The sequence below is a fragment of the Pelotomaculum isophthalicicum JI genome (assembly GCF_029478095.1).
Taxonomy (GTDB): Bacteria; Bacillota; Desulfotomaculia; order Desulfotomaculales; family Pelotomaculaceae; genus Pelotomaculum_D; species Pelotomaculum_D isophthalicicum.
In genome coordinates this window covers 88,181-108,537 of record NZ_JAKOAV010000007.1, presented here as the reverse complement: position 1 = coordinate 108,537, position 20,357 = coordinate 88,181, and the positions used below count along the sequence as shown (strand labels likewise).

Below are 20,357 nucleotides of genomic sequence, written 5' to 3'. Positions count from 1 at the left end.
CATTTAATTCATTGATCAGCTGTTTTTTGGTCTTATCAGAGTCTTTCATCTCTTATAATTTCCCCAATACCACTCTGTTCCTGCCGCTTTGCTTTGCCTGGTAGAGCGCTTTGTCAGCCGCCGCCAGCAATTCTTCCGGGGAGCCGGCTTGTAGAGGTACGGTAGATGCCACACCGGCGCTTACCGTGACAAACGCGCTGACAGACGAACTGGCATGAGGAATTTGCAGCGCCTCAATACCGCTGCGCAGCATCTCCGCCATTGCTGCAGCCCCTTGCATATCCGTGTTTGGCAGGATAGCCGCAAATTCCTCGCCGCCGTAGCGGGCCGCCAGATCCCCGGGCCGTTTTAAGAGACCGCTCAGACAGCCCGCCACATGCTTCAAACAGTCGTCACCGGTCTGATGACCATAAGTGTCATTATAGTTTTTAAAAAAATCTATATCAAGAATTACTAAGGATAGCGGCATGGCATCACGCACCGCGCGGTTCCATTCATTCAATAATATTTCATCAAAATGACGCCGGTTGGCGATACCGGTGAGGCCATCTAAAAAAGAGAGCCGGCGCAGGTTCTGATTTGCTTCTTCCAGTTGTCGCGTTACCTCCAGCAACTCCTCCTCGCGCGCTTTCCGCCTGTCCGTCTCGTGTTTAAGTCTTAATGCCGAGCGCACGCGCGCCAGCAACTCCACCTCGCGCGCTTTCCGCCTGTCCGTCTCGTGTTTAAGTCTTAATGCCGAGCGCACGCGCGCCAGCAACTCCACCTTATTCAGCGGCTTCGTGATATAGTCCATCGCCCCGGCGGAAAAAGCTGACTGCAGGTTATCAATATCGTAATTAGCAGTTACCATGATGACAGGAATATCCTGCAGATGTTCATGCTCTTTTATTAAACGGCATGCTTCAATGCCGTCCGTACCGGGCATGACAATATCCATCACGATTAAATCAAAATCCGTTTCATCACTCCGTGAATTACCCATGCCGAGAAGATTAAAGGCTTCTTGGGCCGATTCCGCGGTTAGCACATCAGTGTAACCTGCCGACTTTAAAATATATTCAATTAACAGCCTGCTGTCTGATGAGTCATCAACAATAAGTATAGCCATAAGAATCCTTCCCCGGTTTATATGATTAAACCCAAGTAAATCGATACTTCTATAATTATTAAAATTTTCCTGCTGTTTATAATAAAATATGTAATAATTTATCATTTGTTGTCGTAAGGTTAATCACAACAAGAACAAATTTTCCGATGGGAACCTTTGGGTATACAACGCACCTCATGTTCGGCCTCTATAATTGTTCGAGCGCTAGCAATAAATTAAGCCGCCCTTTAAACAACAGGCGGCTCGCAACTCAATATTGGCATAAAACTAAATCAAACTTTTTTCATAGATACATCGTCGAAATCATGCGTGCCTGTACCACCGTTAACCAGCAACTTGATTTGTATCTTAGCCGCTCCGGCCGGCGCAGCCACTGTTTGAGCCGGAATCTGCTCCCATCCCGCGCCCTTATGTTTGTATAAAATGCTGCCGCTGGACAACTGCTTGCCGGCAGCGTCATAAAAGAAGTAGGCTATCCTGGCTTCGGTGACGGCGTTGCCTTTCCGGCTCCTGGCGCTTAAAGTGTATTTAGCTCCGGCCTCTACGGGAACATACTGGTAGAAATACCACCCATACTTGGCGCTGCCGTACTTATTTCCGTTGGTTTCCGTTTTTATCACCACGTCAGCGCCCGTCCATTCAGCTTTACCCTGGCTGAAATCGCCGTTTTTAACCAACTCCCCCGCCGGAGGGTTGTCCACCGGTGGAGGGGGTTGGATTCCCCCAATGCGGTAACCGGGCTGCGCGTTGGCCTTATTCAACATGGCCGCTGCCAGCAGGCCGGTTGCGCCGCCGGAAGTGGTTGCCGACAGCTTTTTGTAGGCAGTGTCTGTGATCACGGGAGCAAATTGACCGTAGGCTGACCATAAACCGATGAACCAGGGGTACTGGGTGGCGCCCCCGCCCATTATGTCGTCAGCAATGCTGCCGTCAGACTTGATCACTTTTTTGGCGCCGGTATTGGCGAACCTGTCCATGTCGGTGGCGTTAAAAACCACGCCGGCCGCGTATCCCTGATACGCCGCGTCTATGTCGATAATGGCGTGGCCGGTATCCTCATAAGACGAGTTATCAAGAGAATACCGCCAGTTGTAGCTATTGGCGCCTTGGTCTAAAGCCAAATTGTTTTTAAAATGCTGCAGCATTTTCTTCGCCCTGTCCTGGTATTGGGTTTCACCGGTGGAGTTATAAATCATCAACTCTGTCCTGGCCATGGCCAGGTACTGGTTAAAGGGCAGTTTCGCGCCCGCCTGCTTGTACGGCATGTCATTGCGAAATTTGTAATAGCCGGTACTGCCCTCGTCCACCCATTCGTCATCATGAACGGCCACCGCGTCTTTAGCCGCTTGCAGGAACAAATCCCTGTCGCTCAGGTACTTTTGCAAGGATGAAGTCCTGGTGACAATAGCGGCGAACTTGGCCATGGGATAAGTGATCATGCCTGTATGCGCGGCAAAAATAGCATATTTCCCGTTCAAGGTGTAGCTGCCGTTGCGCCAGGCAGGCAAACTTAAGCCCCGGTAATCCGTGACACCGCGGGAGATGTCCCGCTGGGCTAAAACTCCTTTGCCGTGGGCAATGAACTTGTCTAAATAATTAGTGTCGCCCGTAGCCTCATACATAGTTAAATAAGCGTCCATAACATAGCTTTCACCCCAGGCCAGTTGCGCGTTGTCATTGTTGGCATCCTTAAACCAGTTTCCGTTGTTCACAGTGTCCAGTCTGGTAAACATCTGAAGCAATTCATTGGAATCGACCGCCCCGGCGGGCATGGCCGGCACAATGACACATAACAAACAAAAAATTAAAATCAAACTAAGATAGAAAGACCCGCGCTTTTTTTTCATCGCATACCTCCCGGCAGTATTCTGGAAGCTTGTCCCGTTCCCAGTTAACGTAAAATTCGACAATATTCGTAAGTTTCCTGGTGGTAAAATATTGCAGTAGTCAGTAGTCAGTAGTCAGTAGTCAGAATACCACGAGTATAACCGGAAGGGGGATACACTTTCCTTGGTTACACTGGATAAGTGACCTATGGGCTTACATTAGCGGTGATTTTGAGGCTTAATTCAAAGAGCGAATGAGCCCGAGGATAAATGAGGAATGTCCCGATTATATGGGCCGAATATGAGCCGCGTTGTAAGTTTGTCTACTGTATTGAATACTGACTACTGACTACTGGTTTATTTCAAGCTCTCCAAGACCTCCGCCAGCTTGCCGGCCAGCATCGATATATCGTGAAATCTTTCCACATAAGCACGGGCGCGGTCCCCCATAACTTTCCTGGCGCCTGGTGTTTTACCGGCCATTTGCAGCATTGCGTCCGCCAGGATAACAGAATCATCGGAGGGTATATGCAGCCCGAAACGGGTAAACTCCGGGTTCGGGGTTTTTTCTACAGCAGCGATTATCGGGCGCGCCGCAGCCATGTAGTCAAACAACTTATTGGAACTCAAACCGTAGCGGTACGCTTTGCTGTTGCGCAGGTGAAACAGGCACACATCGGTGTTTTTTAGGATTACTGGAACCTGAACTTTTTCCAGCGTATTTATAAATGTTACATTAGTCAGCCCATTGTCCTCTGCCATCTTAACCAGTCCTGGTTTATCCGGCCCGTCACCCACCATTAAGACATGTATCCCGCCAATCCCGGCCCGGTGCAGTATTTCAGCAGCTTTTATCACCGTTTCCAGACCATTGGCATATCCGTGCGCACCCGCATAAGTGAATATCACCCGCCCTTTGAGCCGGTGGAATAGAGCGGTTAGCTCCGGGTTCAGGCGACCTTCGCGGGCACAGTTGTCATACCAGGCCAGGTCGACACCGTTGGGAATATGGACCACCTTTTTATGATCGATACCAAAACGGGCGATGTGCTCCTTACCACCTGGCAGCACACTGATGATCAAATGAGCCCTCCGGTATAAAAATTTCTCCAGCGCACCCATCCCCACGGCCAGAGGACTGAACTTGCTTAGTGCCCCAATGTCTACAAGCGACTGGGGCCAGATGTCCCTCACTTCAAAAACAAAAGGAATATTATATTTTCTGGCGAGGTAATATGCCGATAATCCGGCGAACAGGTGGGTGGAAGAACCGATGATAACTTCAGGCGCGTCCAGTTTGCGCCCCAGCCAAGCCGCCCTGCAGGTAAAAGCCAGGTGGTTGATCAACCTGGATAAGCTATTGTCATAGTACGGCGGAGTCTGAATCCAAACCCGGCTGACGCCCCTCACTGTTTCATCGAGGTAATGGCAACCCGGGGGGTATTTTTTTTGTTCGGTGAAGACATTGTGAATAAAACTGGCTGCAAACAGCTTCACCATCCAGCCCCGGGCGGACAGTTCCCTCCCCAGACTCTCATGCCTGCCGGGACCTGCGGCGTGATGATTAATAATCCAAAGGGTTCGTTCAAATGTGCTTGGCATATCGCGCTCCTTACGGTATGACATCCATCATGCCAAGTAAAACATGAACGTTTGCGCTCAGCTCAAACTTTTCCCCGACCCTGCGGTGGGCCGCTATCGCCAGCGCTCTGGCCCTGTCCGGGTCACTAAGCAGACTCTCGATGGCCAGCGCAAGAGCGGACGGGTTTTCCGGGGGAACAATCACACCGGTATCGTGGTCGACAAGGTCCGTTACACTGCCGGTTCCCGTGACAACTACCGGTACTCCGCCAGCCATGGACTCCATCACAGCCACCGGCACCCCCTCATGAGCGCCGCCAGGCGTTTCCACGCTGGGATGCGCCAGCAGGTTAAAAATGCCCGACCTGAGCATGCGCAGCACTCGGTCATGTGATAGCGCGCCGACCAAGAAAACAATACCGCCAAGCTTTAACCTGTCAGCCAAACGCGACAGGCTGCCCCGTTCCGGCCCGTCCCCGACAATCAGGCACCGGAAGTCCACTCCCCTGTCTGCCAGCAGCCGGCAGGCATGAAGCAGGTAACGGTGGCCCTTTACCGCCGTGAGGCTGCCAACGGCCCCAATAATGGGCTTGCCCCTGCCCGGGCGGCGCTTTTGCGGTAATTCCGGAGGCACATCCACCCCTAACGGACTCAGAATAACCCTTTTCCTTTCTTCTTCCCGGCCTATGATTTTAGTCACCTGCTTAAGACCACGGGACGAAATAACCCGCACAAAGGAACATCTTCGTACTTTCTCCGGCAGGAGGTTGTTGTTCTTGATATCCCAACGGTGGGCGGTAAAGCTCCAGCCGACACCGGTCAAGGCGGAAGCCACCAGGGCACAGGTTGAAGGAGTGGACGCCCAGTGGGCGTGAATATGGGTTATTCCCAGGGACTGAACCTTCTCAGCGATGAACATGCCCTTGGGAAGCAGCAGCAGGTTTTTTACTTTGTTAGTGAAGCTCCCGCCTTTTAACAGCAGACACAACAAGCCGGCCACCTGCAAGGGAGCCCTGAGCAGCCACGTTACTGTCGAACGCCAAACTGCCAAGCTCCATGGCCCGGAAACAATAGTTTTGAGGAAAGGGCCGTTCCCGTCCTTGTGTGCCAGTGACCCGGCCGGCCGGACAGGTATGATGGTGAGATCGACCCCGTGCGCGGCCAGGCAGTTCATCTCCGGGATTAAAAAAGCTTCCGGCCGCCCAAGAGGCGCGGTGACGGTCAGGTACATTAATTTTTTTGTAATGATTACCACCTGCCTTTCCGGCGCCTGGTTCTATTCACTAGCGAGATTATCCGGGAAGCCCGGTGTTCCCAAGCAGCTTCCTTTTCAATAAAGTATCTGCCCCTGCGCCCGGCTTCCGCCCATGCAAGCGGATACTCCAGCATGGCTGTCAACGCTGCCGCCAGGCTTCCCACCCGGTCGGGCTCCACCACTAGTCCACAGCCGGTCAGCCGCACTATATCTGACAGATCGGCAATATCCGGTACAACTACCGGCAGGCTGCAAGCCAGATAAGAATAAAACTTCAAGGCGGAACTGCCGCTGCGACAAAATCTCCTTTTTAAGGTCATGTTTTCTCCATACCAACCCCCGCCGATCCCGGCGACACAGGCGCTCAGATAAATGGGCACCCGGTTATACGGCACCCGGCCGGTGAAAAGCACCCTGCCGGCAAGCCCCTTGGAGCGCACCTGTACCTCCAGCGCTTCCCTTTCCGGTCCGTCCCCGATAATCAGCAGCATAGCGTCCCGGCAAAGACCGGCTATTCTGTCAAAGGCTTCAACAACTATTCCTCCGCCTTGCCAGGCCGCCAAGTTGCCGGCAAAACAGAGATACTGTTTGAACGGGTCCAGACCCAGCCGCGCCAGGGCATCCTTTTGTTCAACCGGGCGGTATAAATATGGGTTGGCCCCATTGGCTACCACTGTTACTTTTTCGGCGGGCACTCCCTGCCCGGCCAGCCACCCGGCCAGACTAGAAGTAACCGGCAGGACCAGGGCAGCGGAAAAACAAGCCTTTCGCTGCGCCCATCCGGCTACAGCCTGTTTCCACCGGGTCCTGCCTTTAGCGCGCAGGTCTTCAGACGACACCGTGTTTAACTCCAGGAGCGTGAACTGACCCAACAGCTTAAGCAGCCAAACCACGGGCATTTCATAGATGCTGTCACGTATATACACAGCGTCGTAACCTACCCGCAGAATTAAAAACAAAGCTGCCATACATACCAGTACCGGTCTGAGCAGCCCGTCGAGGTACTTGTTTTTCATAACCGGTAAACCAACAACATTCACACCCTGCCGGCCTGGTCCGCGGTATTTCCCCCGCAGCGCCAAAGTCACCCGGGCGCCTGCGCCGGCCAACCCCCCCGCCATTTCCAGCGTATGTATGATCTCGCCTGTGGAAACCCCAGCTTTTGCGCCGGAGATCATTAAAATTTTCACCGACATCTCTCCGGATCTGTCATGGCCAAAGAAGCCGCTACCCCCGCGGCAAGCCAGAGCAGGTAATTCCCAGGAATATCCCCGCTAAGCATGGCGTTCAACAGGCAAAATACCAGCAACGAAACGGCAAGGGCAGTCCCTTTAGTTTTCTTCCGCCATAATACCAGCCGCGCCAAAGGAGCGAACACAAACATCAAGGACAGCGCCAGACCTGGAAACCCCAGTTCCGCCGCCGATTCCAAAAACAAGTTGTGCGGGTAATAAATTCCCGGCTCTGGTGAAATACCGGCGAAAGATCCCGTTCCGGCGCCCATCACCGGGTTCTGCCCAAATGCCGTTAAAGCGGCCTGGTAAAGTTGCCACCTGCCGTTATCCGCTAAACTGAAAAAATCCGGTGAAAACCAGTAGTGGGAGGAAACATAAACAGCTATCAGAACAAACAGAGAGACAACCAGGGCCGGCAGCAGGCGAAACTCCCGGCGACTCGCCACTATACCCCCGCAGAGCAGGGCAATAACCAGCGCCAGGGCGGGTCCCCGGGCACCGAGCAGAATCATGGCGGCGCTTGCGGCTGTAACCAGGAAGAGCGTAAGCGGATGAGGAACTGCAACCCCCCTGCCTATCACCAACAGAAGGATGAACAAGCCAATCAACCTGCTTAGCTCAATAGGATTAAAATTAAGCACGGCATAAATATTTAAAGGCAAATCAAGGTAAGACTTACTTACCCAAAAATACATGGTCAAGGCCAAGCCGCCCAAGAAGACCCCTTTCAGGAAGCGGCAAAGGCCTGTTTTGCCCCAGACTGCTGAAGCCAGCACCGGGCTAAAAAAACTGACAGCGTTGTTAACCAGGTAATACTTTATTTTCTGCGCTCCATATTCTTCGAACAAGCTGTCCGGCAGGCGGACCAGCATTAACAAACCAAGACCCAGCATGGCCCATAATTCCCAAAGTCCGAATACAGCAGTCAGGGCGTAAGCTCTTTTTTTATACAGCAAACGAACAACAAGAGAAAATATTGGAAGTAAGAACGCGCCCGCATTAAAATAAAGCAGAGCCTCATGCCCAATGTCCAGGGTCCTGCCAACCAGATAAAGGCCGCCTCCGGTGAAAAATCCCAAGACTTCCGGCGCCAATGGACAAGTAAGAAACACCAGGAAACTGCCTGTCATGAGGACAGGCCACCTAACCCCGGCCATACCTGCCAGGGTCCCCACTGTTAAAGCAGCCATAAGCAATTGGGGACAATTCTTAGGCAAGTGGGGACTGTTCTTGCTTGCCGCCACAGGTAATTTTTGAGTATTCACTGATTAACAAACCCGCTTCTTTCCGCCATGTCAAACTCATTCTGGCTTTCAAGGTATTCAGTCTCAAGAAGTGCAGCTTTTCCGCGTCGTCCAGCAGTTCGCTCATAGATTTCCTGATATTTGCGCTGTCTCCGGGGTCCGCCAAAACACCTACTTGATATTCATCCACCAGCCGGCTTATCTCCGGCAGTTTCGACGCCAGCACCGGTACGCCCGCGGCGATAAATTCAAGCAGCTTGTTCGGCAGGGAATAGCGCTTGCTTTGATCAGTGTCCTCAATTAAGACCACTCCCAGGGTGGCTCCGCGGATATATCCCGGCAATTCCAACGCATTTACCGGCGGCAGGAAATAAACATTTTTTAGCCCGGCGCTAAGCGCGAAATCTCTCAGGCTGCCTTCAAGCGGCCCCTGGCCGATTATAGCCAGGTGGCGGTCAGCGGGCAAACCGGCCCAGGCTTTGAACAAATTTTCCAAGCCGCGCCCTTTTTGCAGTTTACCTGTATACACAACCAACAGTTCATTATGGCCGAGCCCCAGCGCTCCCCGCAGGCTGCCCGCGGGACCTGCCGATTCTGCGGGGTCAACACAGTTTCTCAGCGCCAGCGGTGGCCGAACCCCCAGTATTCGGGCTATTTCCCGGGCACAGCTTTCGTTGACGGTGATTATCAAATGACAATGCTTTGCCAGCGCCTTTTCCAGCCACAGCCAGCCTTGCCAAAGCAGGCGCCGCAACAAACCCCGCCTGCCGCCGCGGCCGGGCCAGTCGTATCCATGCCAGAGTTCGTGGGAATCATATACAAGTTTGCCCCCCTTGAGCTTCGCGGCAATAAACACGAAGGGCAGCATATCCAGGTCGTGCCCGTGCCATACATCCGCTTTCTCGCGCAACAGCGCGCGTATTATCTGCCAATAGGCTTTCAGGTAAGACAACTTGTAAGGAAACCAGGCCATCCTTCCAGTAGTGGGGTTCAGCACTCTTACGCCCATTACGTTTTGCTCACGCCGGACATCCATGGCCAGGGAGAAAACAGTTATACTATACCCCGCCATGCCAAGGGCGGCAGCCTCTTTCTGCACCCTGGCGTCGTACCGGTAATCGCTGTTCACCACCATGACTACCTTGGGCAAAAATATTCCTCCAGCAACCGGGAGATCAACCACGAGGCGTTTCCCTGCCCGTATGGGCTGCCGGACCAGTCGCCGCGCGCGGAAGCTCCGACAGCCTCCAGGATTAGCCGCCGATCACAGCCCACCAGCACGTTGCAGCCCCTTTCAACTGTTTCCGTCCACTCGGTCTCTTCCCGTAAAGTTATGCAAGGCACTCTCAGATAAAAAGCCTCTTTTTGCACACCACCGGAGTCAGTAATTATTTTCCTGGCGTTTTTGCAAAGCCAAATCATCTCATCATAGCCTGCCGGATCAATCACAACCATATTAGGATGGGCCAGATAACCACCCAGGTTAAACTCGCTGATTCTCTTCATAGTGCGGGGGTGCACCGGAAATACAACCTTTTCTCCCAGCGTAACGAGGCTTTCCAGAATAACTGACAGCCGCTCCTTTTTATCAGCGTTTTCCGCCCGGTGCACAGTGGCTAGAAGGTACTCTCCGGGTTCCGGAAGCCGGCCTGCCGCCGATGGCGGTGAGCAATTACCATTGTTCAGGCACTCCTGCAAAGCGTCATACATGACATCCCCGACATTAACGATAATTGAACCCCTAAACCGAACCGTATCAGTTTCCTTGCCGGAAGCCGCGCCGTTGCCATTGATAATCCCTTCCTTATTAAGGTTGCGCACCGCTATTTCAGAAGGGCAAAACAATATGGCAGACAGATAATCGGTTAATTCCCTGATAAATTCCTCCGGCATGGCCCGCTTGCCGCAGCGCAAGCCGGCTTCAACATGCGCCAAGGGTATGCCTGTTTTTGAAGCCGCCAGCGCCCCGGCCAGGGTGGAGCGGGAGTCACCGTAAACAACAACGACGTCAGGCTTCTCCCATTCAAACACGGCCTTCAGCCCGTCGAACATCTTAGCCAGTTGCCGCCCCGGCGCGGCCAGTCCGGCGTCAATATAATAATCCGGCGCGGGACAGCCCCGTCCGGAGAAGAACACCTGCGACATATTCGCATCGCAATGCTGACCGGTGTGAATCAATATCTCATCATGATTTTTCCTGACGGCTTTGGAAACCATCATCGCTTTGATAAACTGGGGGCGGGTACCAACTACTGTGGCGATCTTCAAAGAATCTCTCCCCTGTATGTCTTTAATCGTCTATGCTTTATCCTATGAATTTCTTTATTAAATCGTTCCACAGTCATTAGTGGCCCAAAGGCCACTTAGCCACAAATATCGAGAAATAAAATAACCGGATCTATGCTAAAAAGGATCCGGCAAGCGCTTCTCTGTTTGTTTATATTTCATCGAATTATACATTCAGGCGGGTGACAAATCTTCTGCATTCCTTTTTTTACTACTGCTCTAAACCTGTTTATGCTCCATGACCACTGGCGCTCAAATTTAACACGGTAGAAACGGGCTGCCGCCTCAAACTCGGGGAATGTTTTTTCTATCGCCAGCAGCTGCGCGATGTGCAATTTGTGATAAAACGGGCTGGAAAGGCTGCTCAAGGTGTCATAGTAAGACCAGTAACCGGCGTCATAACGTGGCAAGTAAATGCTCAGGGCTCGGAGTGTGTCGTTAAGCGCCTTTTCGATATCAAAAGACAAACATGTTTTTGTAAGCTTTAAATCGTACAAGCCATAAAGAGCAAAACACCACCCATTGAGGATGGTGTTCGGGTTCTTTGAGGGATATTCCTCAAGTACAAGACCTTCCGGCGTGTACCGGGCGGTCCCGCCCTCCATAACTGGTTTTAACATTAGCCTGGCAGCGTTTTCCGCCACTCTTATCCACGCATGTTCCGGATCATGCAGATACGCCCGCACTGCCACCGAAACAGCCTCACCTTGAACCATTGCTGAGTAATGGGAAATACCGGACATACCCAGTAGTGGCCATATCGGCCACCCGCCTTCCGCATCCTGGTGCTCACGCAGCCAACCGGCAAGCATCATAAAGTCATCCAGGTTTCGGCGGTCCCCGCCAAGCAACCAACTGTCATAATGTCCCAAAGCTTTTTGCGCTATGGTCGTGGGAATAATAACAAGGCTTCCATTAGCCGTTCTGTTCAAAGGAAAACCACCCTTTGAAACCGGCCCCCTCCATTTTATCTTAGCTGTCAAGTCATTAAAATAACCAAGAACACCACCAGGCTGATAGAATTTGCCAAGCGGCTGTTCTTGGTGGTAATAACTCCTGCCGGATACTATTGACAGCCAGCGCATGAGCATTAAACCAGTATTCTGCAAAGACATTAACCGGTTACCTTTTGCTCGCACTCTCTGTCGAGCAGAATTTTCTTGACTAAACGGCGAATATCATCCAAGTCGAAAGGCTTGCCTAAATAATGTTGGATCAAACCATCCTTTTGGGCCGCCATTATCGTGTCCAGCTCAGTGTACGCGGTCATCATCACTACCGGTATATCCGGTACGATTTCTTTAATTTTATCCAATGTCTCCAGACCGCTCATACCTGGCATTTTAACATCGAGAAGGATCAGCGAAGGTGTTCTGCCGCAAACTATCCGGAGCGCTTCCGCGCCGCTTAGCGCCGTCTCAACAATATACCCCTCATCGCTGAACAACTCAAACAAAAGACGGCACACCCCGACGTTATCATCAACAATAAGCAGATATTGTGAAGATTGAGACATAATGTCCTCCCCAATGGTATAATTTAACAATTATTATTTAATTTAATATTCGTTATTACTTCCTGAAATCCTCTAACTAAAAATAGTTCCAAAATTCCAACTATTTAGAACCGGAGAAGAATTGCCTTCTATTTCTTTAATGTATCAATCATTTTATATACCAGTATTTGTATCTCATTGATTTCTTGCAACAATAATAAAGAATAATCAACCTTCTTACGCTCAGTACTTAATTGAAGGTATCCTTTAACTACTGTTAATTTATCTAATAAATCACTACAAGTGTTTAATATCTCTTCATTATCCACAGCCTAATCTCCCCCATAAGATTTTTCCCAAAAAAAATAAAAACATTATCGATGCAAAGTAGTTTTTATGAAAAATAACCGCGGATAGAATTACCTCTCCACGGTTCGTTAAAGATCATTTATGATGCAGCTGCTGTGACTTCATCAACATCCCCTGGCAACCTTTTTAATCCCGCTCCCCGATAATAGAAAGTGTTACATGGTCTGTTTAAAAACAGCTTGCACTTTCCAGAATCCAAAAAACTTTTTTTGAATATAGTTAATTATACGGCGCCGGGAGGGTAATTATGTTTTCAATTTTAATCCTGCTAATGGCAGGACATGTCTTCGCTGATTTTTTTCTCCAGCTAACCCGTTTAGCTGCCTATAAAAGGAAAAAAATCATGGCGCTTGCCGCCCACGCCTTGTCTTGGGCGCTCGTAATCAGCCTCGCCTTGATTTTAACTGGTTTTTTTTCAATATGGAAACTCTTTTTTCTATTTGCTACACATTTTACAATCGATTTTCTCAAGATTCGCCTTTTTGCCTCATCACTATCCAAATTGCATCCGGTCAATATTACTGATCAGCTTTTGCACATCGCCACCATACTTGTGGCACTATTTTACAAATGATAATATTCCGGGTTATCTTTAAGCCAGCGGTGAGTTATAGCGAGCCCTTCGGCAATTCTAAACGCCGGTTTAAAGCCAAGTACCTCTTTTGATTTCCGGTTGTCAATAAACAGCCTGCGTCCGGCGGCCGGACTGTCCTGAAAGAGGACCGGGCTGGCGCTTCCCACAATTCCCCTAATGTTAGAAGCTAGTTCACACATGGACACACACTCATCACTTCCAACATTAAAAACATCACCGGTTGCTTCAGGCCGGATCATGCTTAAGACAACCGCTTCGGTAAAGTCGGCAACGAATGTATAAGAGCGGCTGTCGGAACCATCCCCATATACCGTTATTGGCTCGTTTGCCATAGCCTGGAGCAAGAATTTTATCGGCACACTGATCCTGGTGTTACGTGGGCCATAAATATCCGCCACCCGGAGGATGACCGTTCGCAGTCCATTGCTTCCGGCAAGTGTGCGGCAGAAGTTTTCGCCGGCCAATTTTACGGCGCCGTGTATCAGGACAGGCTCCAAAGGGTGGTTTTCATCAATAGGAACATATCTTCCATTCCCGTAAACAGCAATCGACGAAGTATAAATCAGCAAAGCGTCACGGGCAAGGGCTGCCTTGATCAAATTTAGAAGGCCGGTCAAAATACCTGTTATAACCGGAGTTTCAATTGACCGCTCGCGCAAGGCCAGGGGAAAAGCCAGGTGAACAATCGTATCGGTGTTCCCCACGGCCTTTAAGACTGAATCCGCGCTGGCGATATCACCGTTAACAAGGTTGATTTGCCCTGATAACGCGCCCAGATTAGCGGCCCTGCCGGAAGTAAACACATCCAGCACATGCACCTCCGCTCCTTCCGCGAGCAGCTTTTCACATAAGTGGGAGCCTAAAAAACCGGCTCCCCCCGTCACTAAAACCTTACGCCCTTTAAGCCTCACCTGTAATCCTCCATTGCATTAGTAGTCAGTAGTCAGGATTCAGTACTCAGAATAAATAATAAAAGTTTTTCATCTTTTAATATTCTGACTCCTGACTCCTGAATTCTGACTCCTTAATGAATTACATTTTCATAAACGGGTCTACCTCTTTACGATCCGCCCTGGCGGTTCCGCCGTGGCGGAACAAAACCACGGCGACGGTTCTGACTAATATCTTTATGTCCAGCCAGAACGAATAATGCTCAACATACCAGACATCCAATTCGATACGCTCGGGCCAGTAAATGGCTAAGCGGCCGTTAACCTGTGCCCAGCCGGTTATGCCGGGCTTAACGTCGAGCCTTTTCCGCTGCCTTTCGTCATACTTGCTGAGGTGGTGCAGGGGGGCGGGCCGTGGGCCGACCAGGCTCATTTCACCGCGCAGCACGTTAAAAAGCTGCGCCAGTTCATCAATGCTGGTCTTTCTAAGGAACTTACCTATTTTGGTTATGCGTGGGTCATCTTTCTCCACAAACATCCCGGAGCCGGTTTTCTCGGCGTTGGGAATCATGCTCCGGAATTTATACAAATAAAATATTTTCCCTTGTCGCCCCAGACGCTTTTGTTTAAAGATGACCGGACCCGGCGAAGTTATTTTTATCGCCAGCGCTACCGCCAAAAGCAGCGGGCTGATGAGCGCCAGGATCAGTAAAGAGCCAATCAGGTCAAATGCCCTTTTCATCTCTAGTACCTCCGGTAACCGGGGAAATAACTGTCGCTTTCCCGTGGGACTTTTGTCGCCATCATATTTTCCAGCATGCTTACCGCTCCATGGTTATGCACCTTTTTCCCGATGTAGAAATCCAACACACCATCGCGGGAGAAAGAATGTTTATAGCAATAAATACCGTCACCCTCACGGTACCCCCCGCCAAGTAAAAAATAGCTGATGCCCCTGTCTTTTGCCCACTTGATTACTTCATGTTTTAATATATTGTTCGGCCGGTACTCATAAAATTGTTCTAAAGTCCCTCCTAGAAATGAATGAATATAAGTTTTATTAAACAAGAGCAGCTCAGTGGAAATAATTTGGCCGTTTTTCGAGGTGTGAGCATACAAAAAGTTACTCTTTAATTCTTTATGTATATATTCATAAAAATCGCTGTTAAAGAAGTAAAATTCACTGGCCTGGTTTCGAAAAAGCGTATGGTGGTAAATCGAAATAAAATCGGAAAAGTGCGACGGCGTATCTTCAAGGATCACTTCAAGACCTTCCCGGTAAGCTTTATTTATGTTTTTGCGGTTATTGCGCTCATACCCAGTCCATATTTCTTCATTAGTTCTTCTGAGATCTACGCAGATTACTGAGGAAACCCTTTCGACTTCCAAGTTGTTTAATAGTAAGCGGTGATTTCCCAATAAAGGGTGGAACCGGATAAACTCGCTGACGATACGGTTCCTGGCGCAATAATCCGTGAAACACAGGTGAAAGTTGCCCCATACACCTTCACCGGCTGACGGAGAGGCCAACGGCCCTCCATAACCATAAGGGCTGGTAACATCGTACAGGTCCTGCTCAAGTTTGCCTTCCAGGCCCGGGATTAAATTCACCTTCCTGAGCAGAAAAGGATAAACAACAGAGTCGCCTCCTTCTTTGTAGACGAAAAGCCGGACTTCCCCCGATTCCTTGAATAATCCGCAGTATTCGGGCGTGTAATGAAGATCCGGACTCAACTCCTTTATATAACCCAGCTCCCGCAGCCACTGATCCTTATCACGCAAACCCAGCACATAATAACTTCCCACTATATGCCACCCTTTCAAGTAGTCAGAATTCAGAATACCTCAAGGCGATAACCGTTCTCTCATCCTGACTACTGATTCCTGACTACTGGCTCTACCAATACCTGAACCAGTAATAAATCAGTTTTATATACTCGCTTCGGACTATCTGCCTGTCAATATCGCTTTTGCACTGCCCATCCACATTAAATCCTGAGTCCTTGGTCGAACAGTAAAGCAGTTTCACGCCGGTATTTCTGAATATCCTTCCGAATACCAGCTTGGTTCTCCTCATGTGGTACGGCGAAGTAATGATAATGGCAGACTTGAAATTTTGAGCGGTTACAATATCCTTGGAATAAACGGCATTCTGATAAGTGCTTTCGGATTTGCCATCGACTAAAATATCCCTTTCCCTAACACCCGCGTTGACAACTACTTTTGCCTTCTGCTCACCGCCACAACCAGATATGATTATTTTTGGCGCCAGGCCTAGCTTATAAAGCTGCACCGCGTAGAGATCCCTTTCCGAATCACCCTCGAGGACTACCAGTACATCTACTTTCTCGGGCTTGTCATCAATGACTAATAGTTTTGCCAGTAACGCCCACGGGGGGTTGGCAAAAAATATAATTATCCCAATAAGAAGAAAGCTAAAAAATATAACTATATATCGAATCCTTCTTTTTATTTAAATCACCCGGCCTTGTCTATCCCGCTATTTACGCGCAAGGATTAAAGAAACTGAATCTACCCGGCTCACTCTCTCAATCTTATAACCACATTTTTTTAGGCATGACAAGATAAAGCCTTCCGAGGTGAAGACCGTATGAATTAATTTTTTTTCGGTAATTCTGTAAATGTATGGGGATAATAGCTTCAATGGTGACTTCCAGGTTAAAGGTTCCCTAAAGATCCTGCGCCAGTTACGGAAGGTTAAGTAAAAATATCCATTTTCCTTAAGTACGCGATAAACCTCGGCTACTGTTCTTTTTTCACTTGGGGAATGGAAAATGGAGTCCCTGCACAGAACAAAATCAACCGATTCGTTTTCCAGAGGAATAGACATCATGTCTCCCAATAGAAATTCCACATTATCACAGCCCTGCAGCCTGCGTTTCGCTTTCTCGTAAAAAAATTCGGAAAGGTCCTGCCAAATTACTTTACCAGCGCCCAGGGACAGAAAAACTTCTTCCCAGTGGCCCGTTCCGGCCGCGAGATCAAGGACGGTTTTATTTCTAAAATCCAGGTCTAAACTCTTTATCTCACGGTGCCACTCACCCTCTCGAAAAAGCTCTTCATTCCTTTGGTAAAATAACCTGCTTAGTTCACTATTCATTACTGTTCCAGCCAAAAAACATACCCCCATCATCATCTACCCGTGATAAGCCTACAGGTCATTAATGCCGCCTGCGCAGCGAAAATTATGAGCATCCCCCATATACAATTTCTCCAGATACTTCACTAAGTCGTCTGTCTCATAATGATGTGCGTCGTTATAGGCACATGCGCTAAACTTGACAGCTTCGGTTTTATTATTAATCAGATAACTGATACCTTCAGCCAAAGCATGGGGATCCCCCGGCTTTACGAGGTAAGAGTTTTTCATATGCTTCAAAAAATCAGTTACTCCACCCACTTCCGTGGCCACCACCGGCACCCCGCAAGACATTGCCTCAACAATAGATATGCCAAATCCCTCCATGAGTGACGGTGAAACATACAAATCAAACAAAGGCAGCAAATCCCTGATATCTTTTCTAAACCCTAGTAATCGCACATGCCCGGTTAGCTGGTTCGCCCGGATCTGATTTTCAAGGTTTCCCCGCTCCGGCCCATCACCGATAATAACCAGTCTCACATTAAAGCCTGCTTCTGTTAAGATTTTTATACTATCGATCAGGTAGCTCAAACCTTTTACCGGTCTAAAATTCGCTACTGTCCCTACAATAATGGAATCATCAGGCCAGTGGGAGTACTCGCAAAAATCTCTTTTTGAAAAGACTCCTTTGCGTATCTCATTAAGTTCTATGGGATTTGGGATCAAAACAAGCTTCTTTTCGGGTACTCCAATAGTTTTTAACCAGTGTATAATCTTACTGGATACCCCCACAAAATGATTGGTCCTCCATTTGGCCAGGCGGTAATAAATACGTCCCAGCGTTGTTACTTTTCTCCGGTCCGAAAGATTGTGCTCGGTACTGATCAGTTTTACAGGAGTGAAGAAGCCTAAAAAAAGACCATAAATGTCCGCTAAGGCCAGATGCGTATGCAAAATATCGTATTTCTCAGCTTTTATTAATTTGAGTAACTTAAAATACGTTGAGATAAGACCACATTTTTTTGCATCAATACAAAAAACCTGGTTAACTATTCTTTTCACCGACAATACAAAATCATCTTCAAAACCAAAAAAACAAACATCAATTTTGAATATATTTCTATCTACTTTATTTAAGAAACGGTAGGTTGCTGTCTCCGCTCCTCCCACTCCGTTAAAGTTGCTTATGATAATAAGAATTTTTTTCATATTTCAAGACTTCCTCATAAACGGACATAACCTTCCGGCTCACCTCAGCTTCATCGAAATACCGGCGCACCCGCTTCCGCCCCTCCTGACCCATTCGCAGGCGAAGCCCGGGATCCAGCAGCAGCTTGCGCAAAACCCCGCCCATAGTTTCGCTGTCTCCCGGCGTTATCAGAAATCCTGTCACACCTTCTTCAACAACCTCCCGGCATCCCCTGATATTAGTAGCTACGCAGGGCAAAGCCATGGCCTGGGCTTCGATCAGGGAGCGGGGCAACCCCTCACGGTAAGAAGGGAGCACGTAAATATCCGTCACCGCCAGCAAGTCGGCAATATCACTCCGCGGTCCCAAAATCCCGATTCGGTCTTGTAATTCGCAACTATTAATTTGCTGAGTTAAGATGGACAAAAAACCCTCGTCAGGGCCGATAAAAAGAGCCTGCCACGGAATATCCCTAACCGTTTGCAGCGCATCGACCAAATCATGGTATCCTTTTTCCTGATTAATGCGGCCGATCATCGTAATTACCGGCTCTTTTTCACCGATTGCCAGTCTTTCCCTGACACGGAATCTCCGCCCGGAGGAATATTCGTCCGGATCAAATTCAGCCAGGTCAACACCGTTGCCAATGTGCAGCAAATCACCCTTACGCGGCTTAATACCCATATTAGAAGCGTTAACAACATCCTCTTCACTTTGGGACAGCATGAAGTCCGTGATCCCGGCCATTCGTCTCTCAATTTGCTCATAGACCCATCGTTTAAGCTTTGGCATTCCCGGGTGAAAGGGAAATCCATGTACTGTGTGAATGATGTTGGGAACACCCGCGAGTCTGGCAGCCACCCTGCCCACTACTCCCGCCTTGGAAGTATGGGTATGGACAATATCCGGTCTTACGGTCCGGAAATAACGGAGCAATTTATATATCGACCTCGAATCTGACCAGATATTAATCTTTCTGTCGATATAAATCTCCTCTACCGGGAATCCCAATTGACGCAGCATCTCACCCTCTGGGGAAGGGCTGAAAACAAACCCCACCTCAACACCTTTCTGGCGGAAGTACCTGCATTGAGCCAGCAGAGCCCGGTAAGAAGTTATACCGATTGTGGTTACATGAATTACCCGGGGCGCACTATGTTTTTTAACCATTCAACTGTTGACCTTAATCCTTTTTCTAAACTGGTTTTTGGAGAAAAACCGAGTAGACCGGAAGCTTTTTCTATGCTCGCCATTGAGTGCTTTACATCACCCGGCCGTGCTTCAGAATATATTGCCTCCATTTGCGAGCCGGTAATTCCCTTTAAAACATTCAATAACCCATTCAAAGTAATTCTGTTGCCACCGGCGATATTGACAACTTTCCCGGCAACTCCCGCCGCCCGCCAGGACAAAAGATTTGCCTGGACAACATCGTCAACGAAAGTAAAATCCCGGGACTGCTCTCCGTCACCGTATACTACCGGCGGCGTTTTATCCAACAATGCTTTGATAAACCGGGGAATAACCGCGGCATACTCTGATTTTGGGTTTTGCCGCGGACCAAAAACGTTAAAATACCTCAGTCCCACTGTTTCCAAACCATACAGCTCATAAAAAATCCTTCCGAATACTTCCCCGGCAAGTTTGGTAGCCGCATAAGGCGACATTGGGCAGGGAGTCATACTTTCAACTTTTGGAAGGATATCATTGACACCATAAACAGAAGATGAGGAAGCATAGACCACTCTCCTGACGCCGGCATCCCTGGAGGCCTGAAAAATATTCAGTGTCCCGTTAATATTAACTTCACTGGTCGTCAATGGGTCTGCCACCGACCTCGGCACTGACGGCAACGCGCCCTGGTGAAAAACTGCATCAACTCCCTTAACAGCCTGCCGGACATCATTAAGGTTTCGCAGATCCCCTTTATGCACCGCTATTTCATTCAAAACCGGCGTCAAATTGTCCAGGCTGCCGGTAGAAAAATTATCCAAAACCTTTACCTTATGGCCTTGCTCAACCAGAGCGATGGTTAGGTTAGAACCAATGAAGCCCCCCCCTCCGGTGACCAGAAAAGTACTCATTCGAGAACCACCAGCTTTAATATAATTTGCTGAACTACTTAGTAGCCAGTAGTCAGTAGTCAGTATTCAGTAGTCAGAATAATTTTTGGGTACAACT

Annotated in this window: 20 protein-coding genes; 1 reads left to right on the top strand and 19 read right to left on the bottom strand. The window is 49.1% G+C overall.

What is annotated here, in order from left to right; translation table 11 throughout:
- Positions 1 to 52: 52 nt before the first annotated feature.
- The 11 genes from L7E55_RS05755 to L7E55_RS05705 all read right to left on the bottom strand — a co-directional run bounded on the left by L7E55_RS05755 (position 53) and on the right by L7E55_RS05705 (position 12,359).
- Complete coding sequence (locus tag L7E55_RS05755) at positions 53 to 1,108, bottom strand: diguanylate cyclase domain-containing protein (RefSeq protein ID WP_277443118.1); 1,056 nt, start codon at positions 1,106 to 1,108, stop codon at positions 53 to 55.
- 272 nt (positions 1,109 to 1,380) lie between these two features.
- Positions 1,381 to 2,955: a hypothetical protein gene (locus L7E55_RS05750; protein WP_277443117.1), complete on the bottom strand. Its 1,575-nt coding sequence runs from the start codon at positions 2,953 to 2,955 to the stop codon at positions 1,381 to 1,383.
- A 336-nt stretch (positions 2,956 to 3,291) separates the two neighbouring features.
- Entirely contained in the window at positions 3,292 to 4,536 is a 1,245-nt protein-coding gene (locus L7E55_RS05745; RefSeq protein WP_277443116.1) for a glycosyltransferase family 4 protein, read from the bottom strand.
- Between the two features lie 10 nt (positions 4,537 to 4,546).
- On the bottom strand, positions 4,547 to 5,770 hold the full coding sequence (locus L7E55_RS05740) for a glycosyltransferase family 4 protein (protein WP_277443115.1): 1,224 nt from the start codon (positions 5,768 to 5,770) through the stop codon (positions 4,547 to 4,549).
- Complete coding sequence (locus L7E55_RS05735; RefSeq protein ID WP_277443114.1) at positions 5,764 to 6,960, bottom strand: glycosyltransferase family 4 protein; 1,197 nt, start codon at positions 6,958 to 6,960, stop codon at positions 5,764 to 5,766. Before L7E55_RS05735 ends, L7E55_RS05740 begins: the two co-directional genes overlap by 7 nt.
- Entirely contained in the window at positions 6,957 to 8,270 is a 1,314-nt protein-coding gene (locus L7E55_RS05730) for an O-antigen ligase family protein (RefSeq protein WP_277443113.1), read from the bottom strand. Before L7E55_RS05730 ends, L7E55_RS05735 begins: the two co-directional genes overlap by 4 nt.
- Complete coding sequence (locus L7E55_RS05725; RefSeq protein WP_277443112.1) at positions 8,215 to 9,399, bottom strand: glycosyltransferase family 4 protein; 1,185 nt, start codon at positions 9,397 to 9,399, stop codon at positions 8,215 to 8,217. Before L7E55_RS05725 ends, L7E55_RS05730 begins: the two co-directional genes overlap by 56 nt.
- Positions 9,387 to 10,517 carry a non-hydrolyzing UDP-N-acetylglucosamine 2-epimerase gene (gene wecB / locus L7E55_RS05720; RefSeq protein WP_277443111.1) on the bottom strand — a complete coding sequence of 377 codons (1,131 nt, stop codon included), beginning with the start codon at positions 10,515 to 10,517 and terminating at the stop codon, positions 9,387 to 9,389. Before wecB ends, L7E55_RS05725 begins: the two co-directional genes overlap by 13 nt.
- Before the next feature lie 176 nt (positions 10,518 to 10,693).
- Complete coding sequence (locus L7E55_RS05715; RefSeq protein WP_277443110.1) at positions 10,694 to 11,650, bottom strand: D-glucuronyl C5-epimerase family protein; 957 nt, start codon at positions 11,648 to 11,650, stop codon at positions 10,694 to 10,696.
- Positions 11,650 to 12,051, bottom strand: coding sequence for a response regulator (locus L7E55_RS05710; RefSeq protein WP_277443109.1), 402 nt, complete (start codon positions 12,049 to 12,051; stop codon positions 11,650 to 11,652). Before L7E55_RS05710 ends, L7E55_RS05715 begins: the two co-directional genes overlap by 1 nt.
- A 128-nt stretch (positions 12,052 to 12,179) precedes the next feature.
- The gene (locus L7E55_RS05705; protein ID WP_277443108.1) at positions 12,180 to 12,359 is read right to left on the bottom strand and encodes a histidine kinase; all 180 of its coding nucleotides are present in this window, start codon (positions 12,357 to 12,359) and stop codon (positions 12,180 to 12,182) included.
- Positions 12,360 to 12,646: 287 nt separating this feature from the next.
- Between L7E55_RS05705 and L7E55_RS05700 the strand changes: the two genes are divergently transcribed.
- Positions 12,647 to 12,973 carry a DUF3307 domain-containing protein gene (locus L7E55_RS05700; protein ID WP_277443107.1) on the top strand — a complete coding sequence of 109 codons (327 nt, stop codon included), beginning with the start codon at positions 12,647 to 12,649 and terminating at the stop codon, positions 12,971 to 12,973.
- On the opposite strand, the gene L7E55_RS05695 is transcribed toward L7E55_RS05700, so the two are convergent.
- From L7E55_RS05695 to L7E55_RS05660, 8 genes are all read right to left on the bottom strand, one after another.
- The gene (locus L7E55_RS05695) at positions 12,964 to 13,905 is read right to left on the bottom strand and encodes an NAD-dependent epimerase/dehydratase family protein (protein WP_277443106.1); all 942 of its coding nucleotides are present in this window, start codon (positions 13,903 to 13,905) and stop codon (positions 12,964 to 12,966) included. The two genes, L7E55_RS05700 and L7E55_RS05695, sit on opposite strands and share 10 nt — an antisense overlap.
- Before the next feature lie 121 nt (positions 13,906 to 14,026).
- The gene (locus L7E55_RS05690) at positions 14,027 to 14,626 is read right to left on the bottom strand and encodes a sugar transferase (protein ID WP_277443105.1); all 600 of its coding nucleotides are present in this window, start codon (positions 14,624 to 14,626) and stop codon (positions 14,027 to 14,029) included.
- Between the two features lie 2 nt (positions 14,627 to 14,628).
- Positions 14,629 to 15,690 (bottom strand): GNAT family N-acetyltransferase, encoded by a 1,062-nt coding sequence (locus L7E55_RS05685; protein ID WP_277443104.1) that lies wholly within the window; start codon positions 15,688 to 15,690, stop codon positions 14,629 to 14,631.
- A gap of 91 nt (positions 15,691 to 15,781) precedes the next feature.
- Positions 15,782 to 16,219, bottom strand: a complete 438-nt coding sequence (locus tag L7E55_RS05680) for a YdcF family protein (protein WP_277443141.1) — start codon at positions 16,217 to 16,219, stop codon at positions 15,782 to 15,784.
- Positions 16,220 to 16,384: 165 nt separating this feature from the next.
- Positions 16,385 to 17,020: a class I SAM-dependent methyltransferase gene (locus L7E55_RS05675; RefSeq protein WP_277443103.1), complete on the bottom strand. Its 636-nt coding sequence runs from the start codon at positions 17,018 to 17,020 to the stop codon at positions 16,385 to 16,387.
- A gap of 36 nt (positions 17,021 to 17,056) precedes the next feature.
- Positions 17,057 to 18,196: a glycosyltransferase gene (locus tag L7E55_RS05670; protein WP_277443102.1), complete on the bottom strand. Its 1,140-nt coding sequence runs from the start codon at positions 18,194 to 18,196 to the stop codon at positions 17,057 to 17,059.
- Positions 18,162 to 19,346, bottom strand: a complete 1,185-nt coding sequence (locus L7E55_RS05665) for a glycosyltransferase family 4 protein (protein WP_277443101.1) — start codon at positions 19,344 to 19,346, stop codon at positions 18,162 to 18,164. Before L7E55_RS05665 ends, L7E55_RS05670 begins: the two co-directional genes overlap by 35 nt.
- The gene (locus L7E55_RS05660; protein ID WP_277443100.1) at positions 19,316 to 20,260 is read right to left on the bottom strand and encodes an SDR family oxidoreductase; all 945 of its coding nucleotides are present in this window, start codon (positions 20,258 to 20,260) and stop codon (positions 19,316 to 19,318) included. Before L7E55_RS05660 ends, L7E55_RS05665 begins: the two co-directional genes overlap by 31 nt.
- Positions 20,261 to 20,357 lie beyond the last annotated feature (97 nt).

Excerpts from the sequence above, each read along its gene's own strand:
- L7E55_RS05755 (WP_277443118.1), bottom strand. The coding sequence starts at position 1,108 with ATGGCTATACTTATTGTTGATGACTCATCAGACAGCAGGCTGTTAATT.
- L7E55_RS05750 (WP_277443117.1), bottom strand. The coding sequence starts at position 2,955 with ATGAAAAAAAAGCGCGGGTCTTTCTATCTTAGTTTGATTTTAATTTTT.
- L7E55_RS05745 (WP_277443116.1), bottom strand. The coding sequence starts at position 4,536 with ATGCCAAGCACATTTGAACGAACCCTTTGGATTATTAATCATCACGCC.
- L7E55_RS05715 (WP_277443110.1), bottom strand. The coding sequence starts at position 11,650 with ATGTCTTTGCAGAATACTGGTTTAATGCTCATGCGCTGGCTGTCAATA.
- L7E55_RS05710 (WP_277443109.1), bottom strand. The coding sequence starts at position 12,051 with ATGTCTCAATCTTCACAATATCTGCTTATTGTTGATGATAACGTCGGG.
- L7E55_RS05700 (WP_277443107.1), top strand. The coding sequence starts at position 12,647 with ATGTTTTCAATTTTAATCCTGCTAATGGCAGGACATGTCTTCGCTGAT.
- L7E55_RS05690 (WP_277443105.1), bottom strand. The coding sequence starts at position 14,626 with ATGAAAAGGGCATTTGACCTGATTGGCTCTTTACTGATCCTGGCGCTC.
- L7E55_RS05670 (WP_277443102.1), bottom strand. The coding sequence starts at position 18,196 with ATGAAAAAAATTCTTATTATCATAAGCAACTTTAACGGAGTGGGAGGA.
- L7E55_RS05665 (WP_277443101.1), bottom strand. The coding sequence starts at position 19,346 with ATGGTTAAAAAACATAGTGCGCCCCGGGTAATTCATGTAACCACAATC.
- L7E55_RS05660 (WP_277443100.1), bottom strand. The coding sequence starts at position 20,260 with ATGAGTACTTTTCTGGTCACCGGAGGGGGGGGCTTCATTGGTTCTAAC.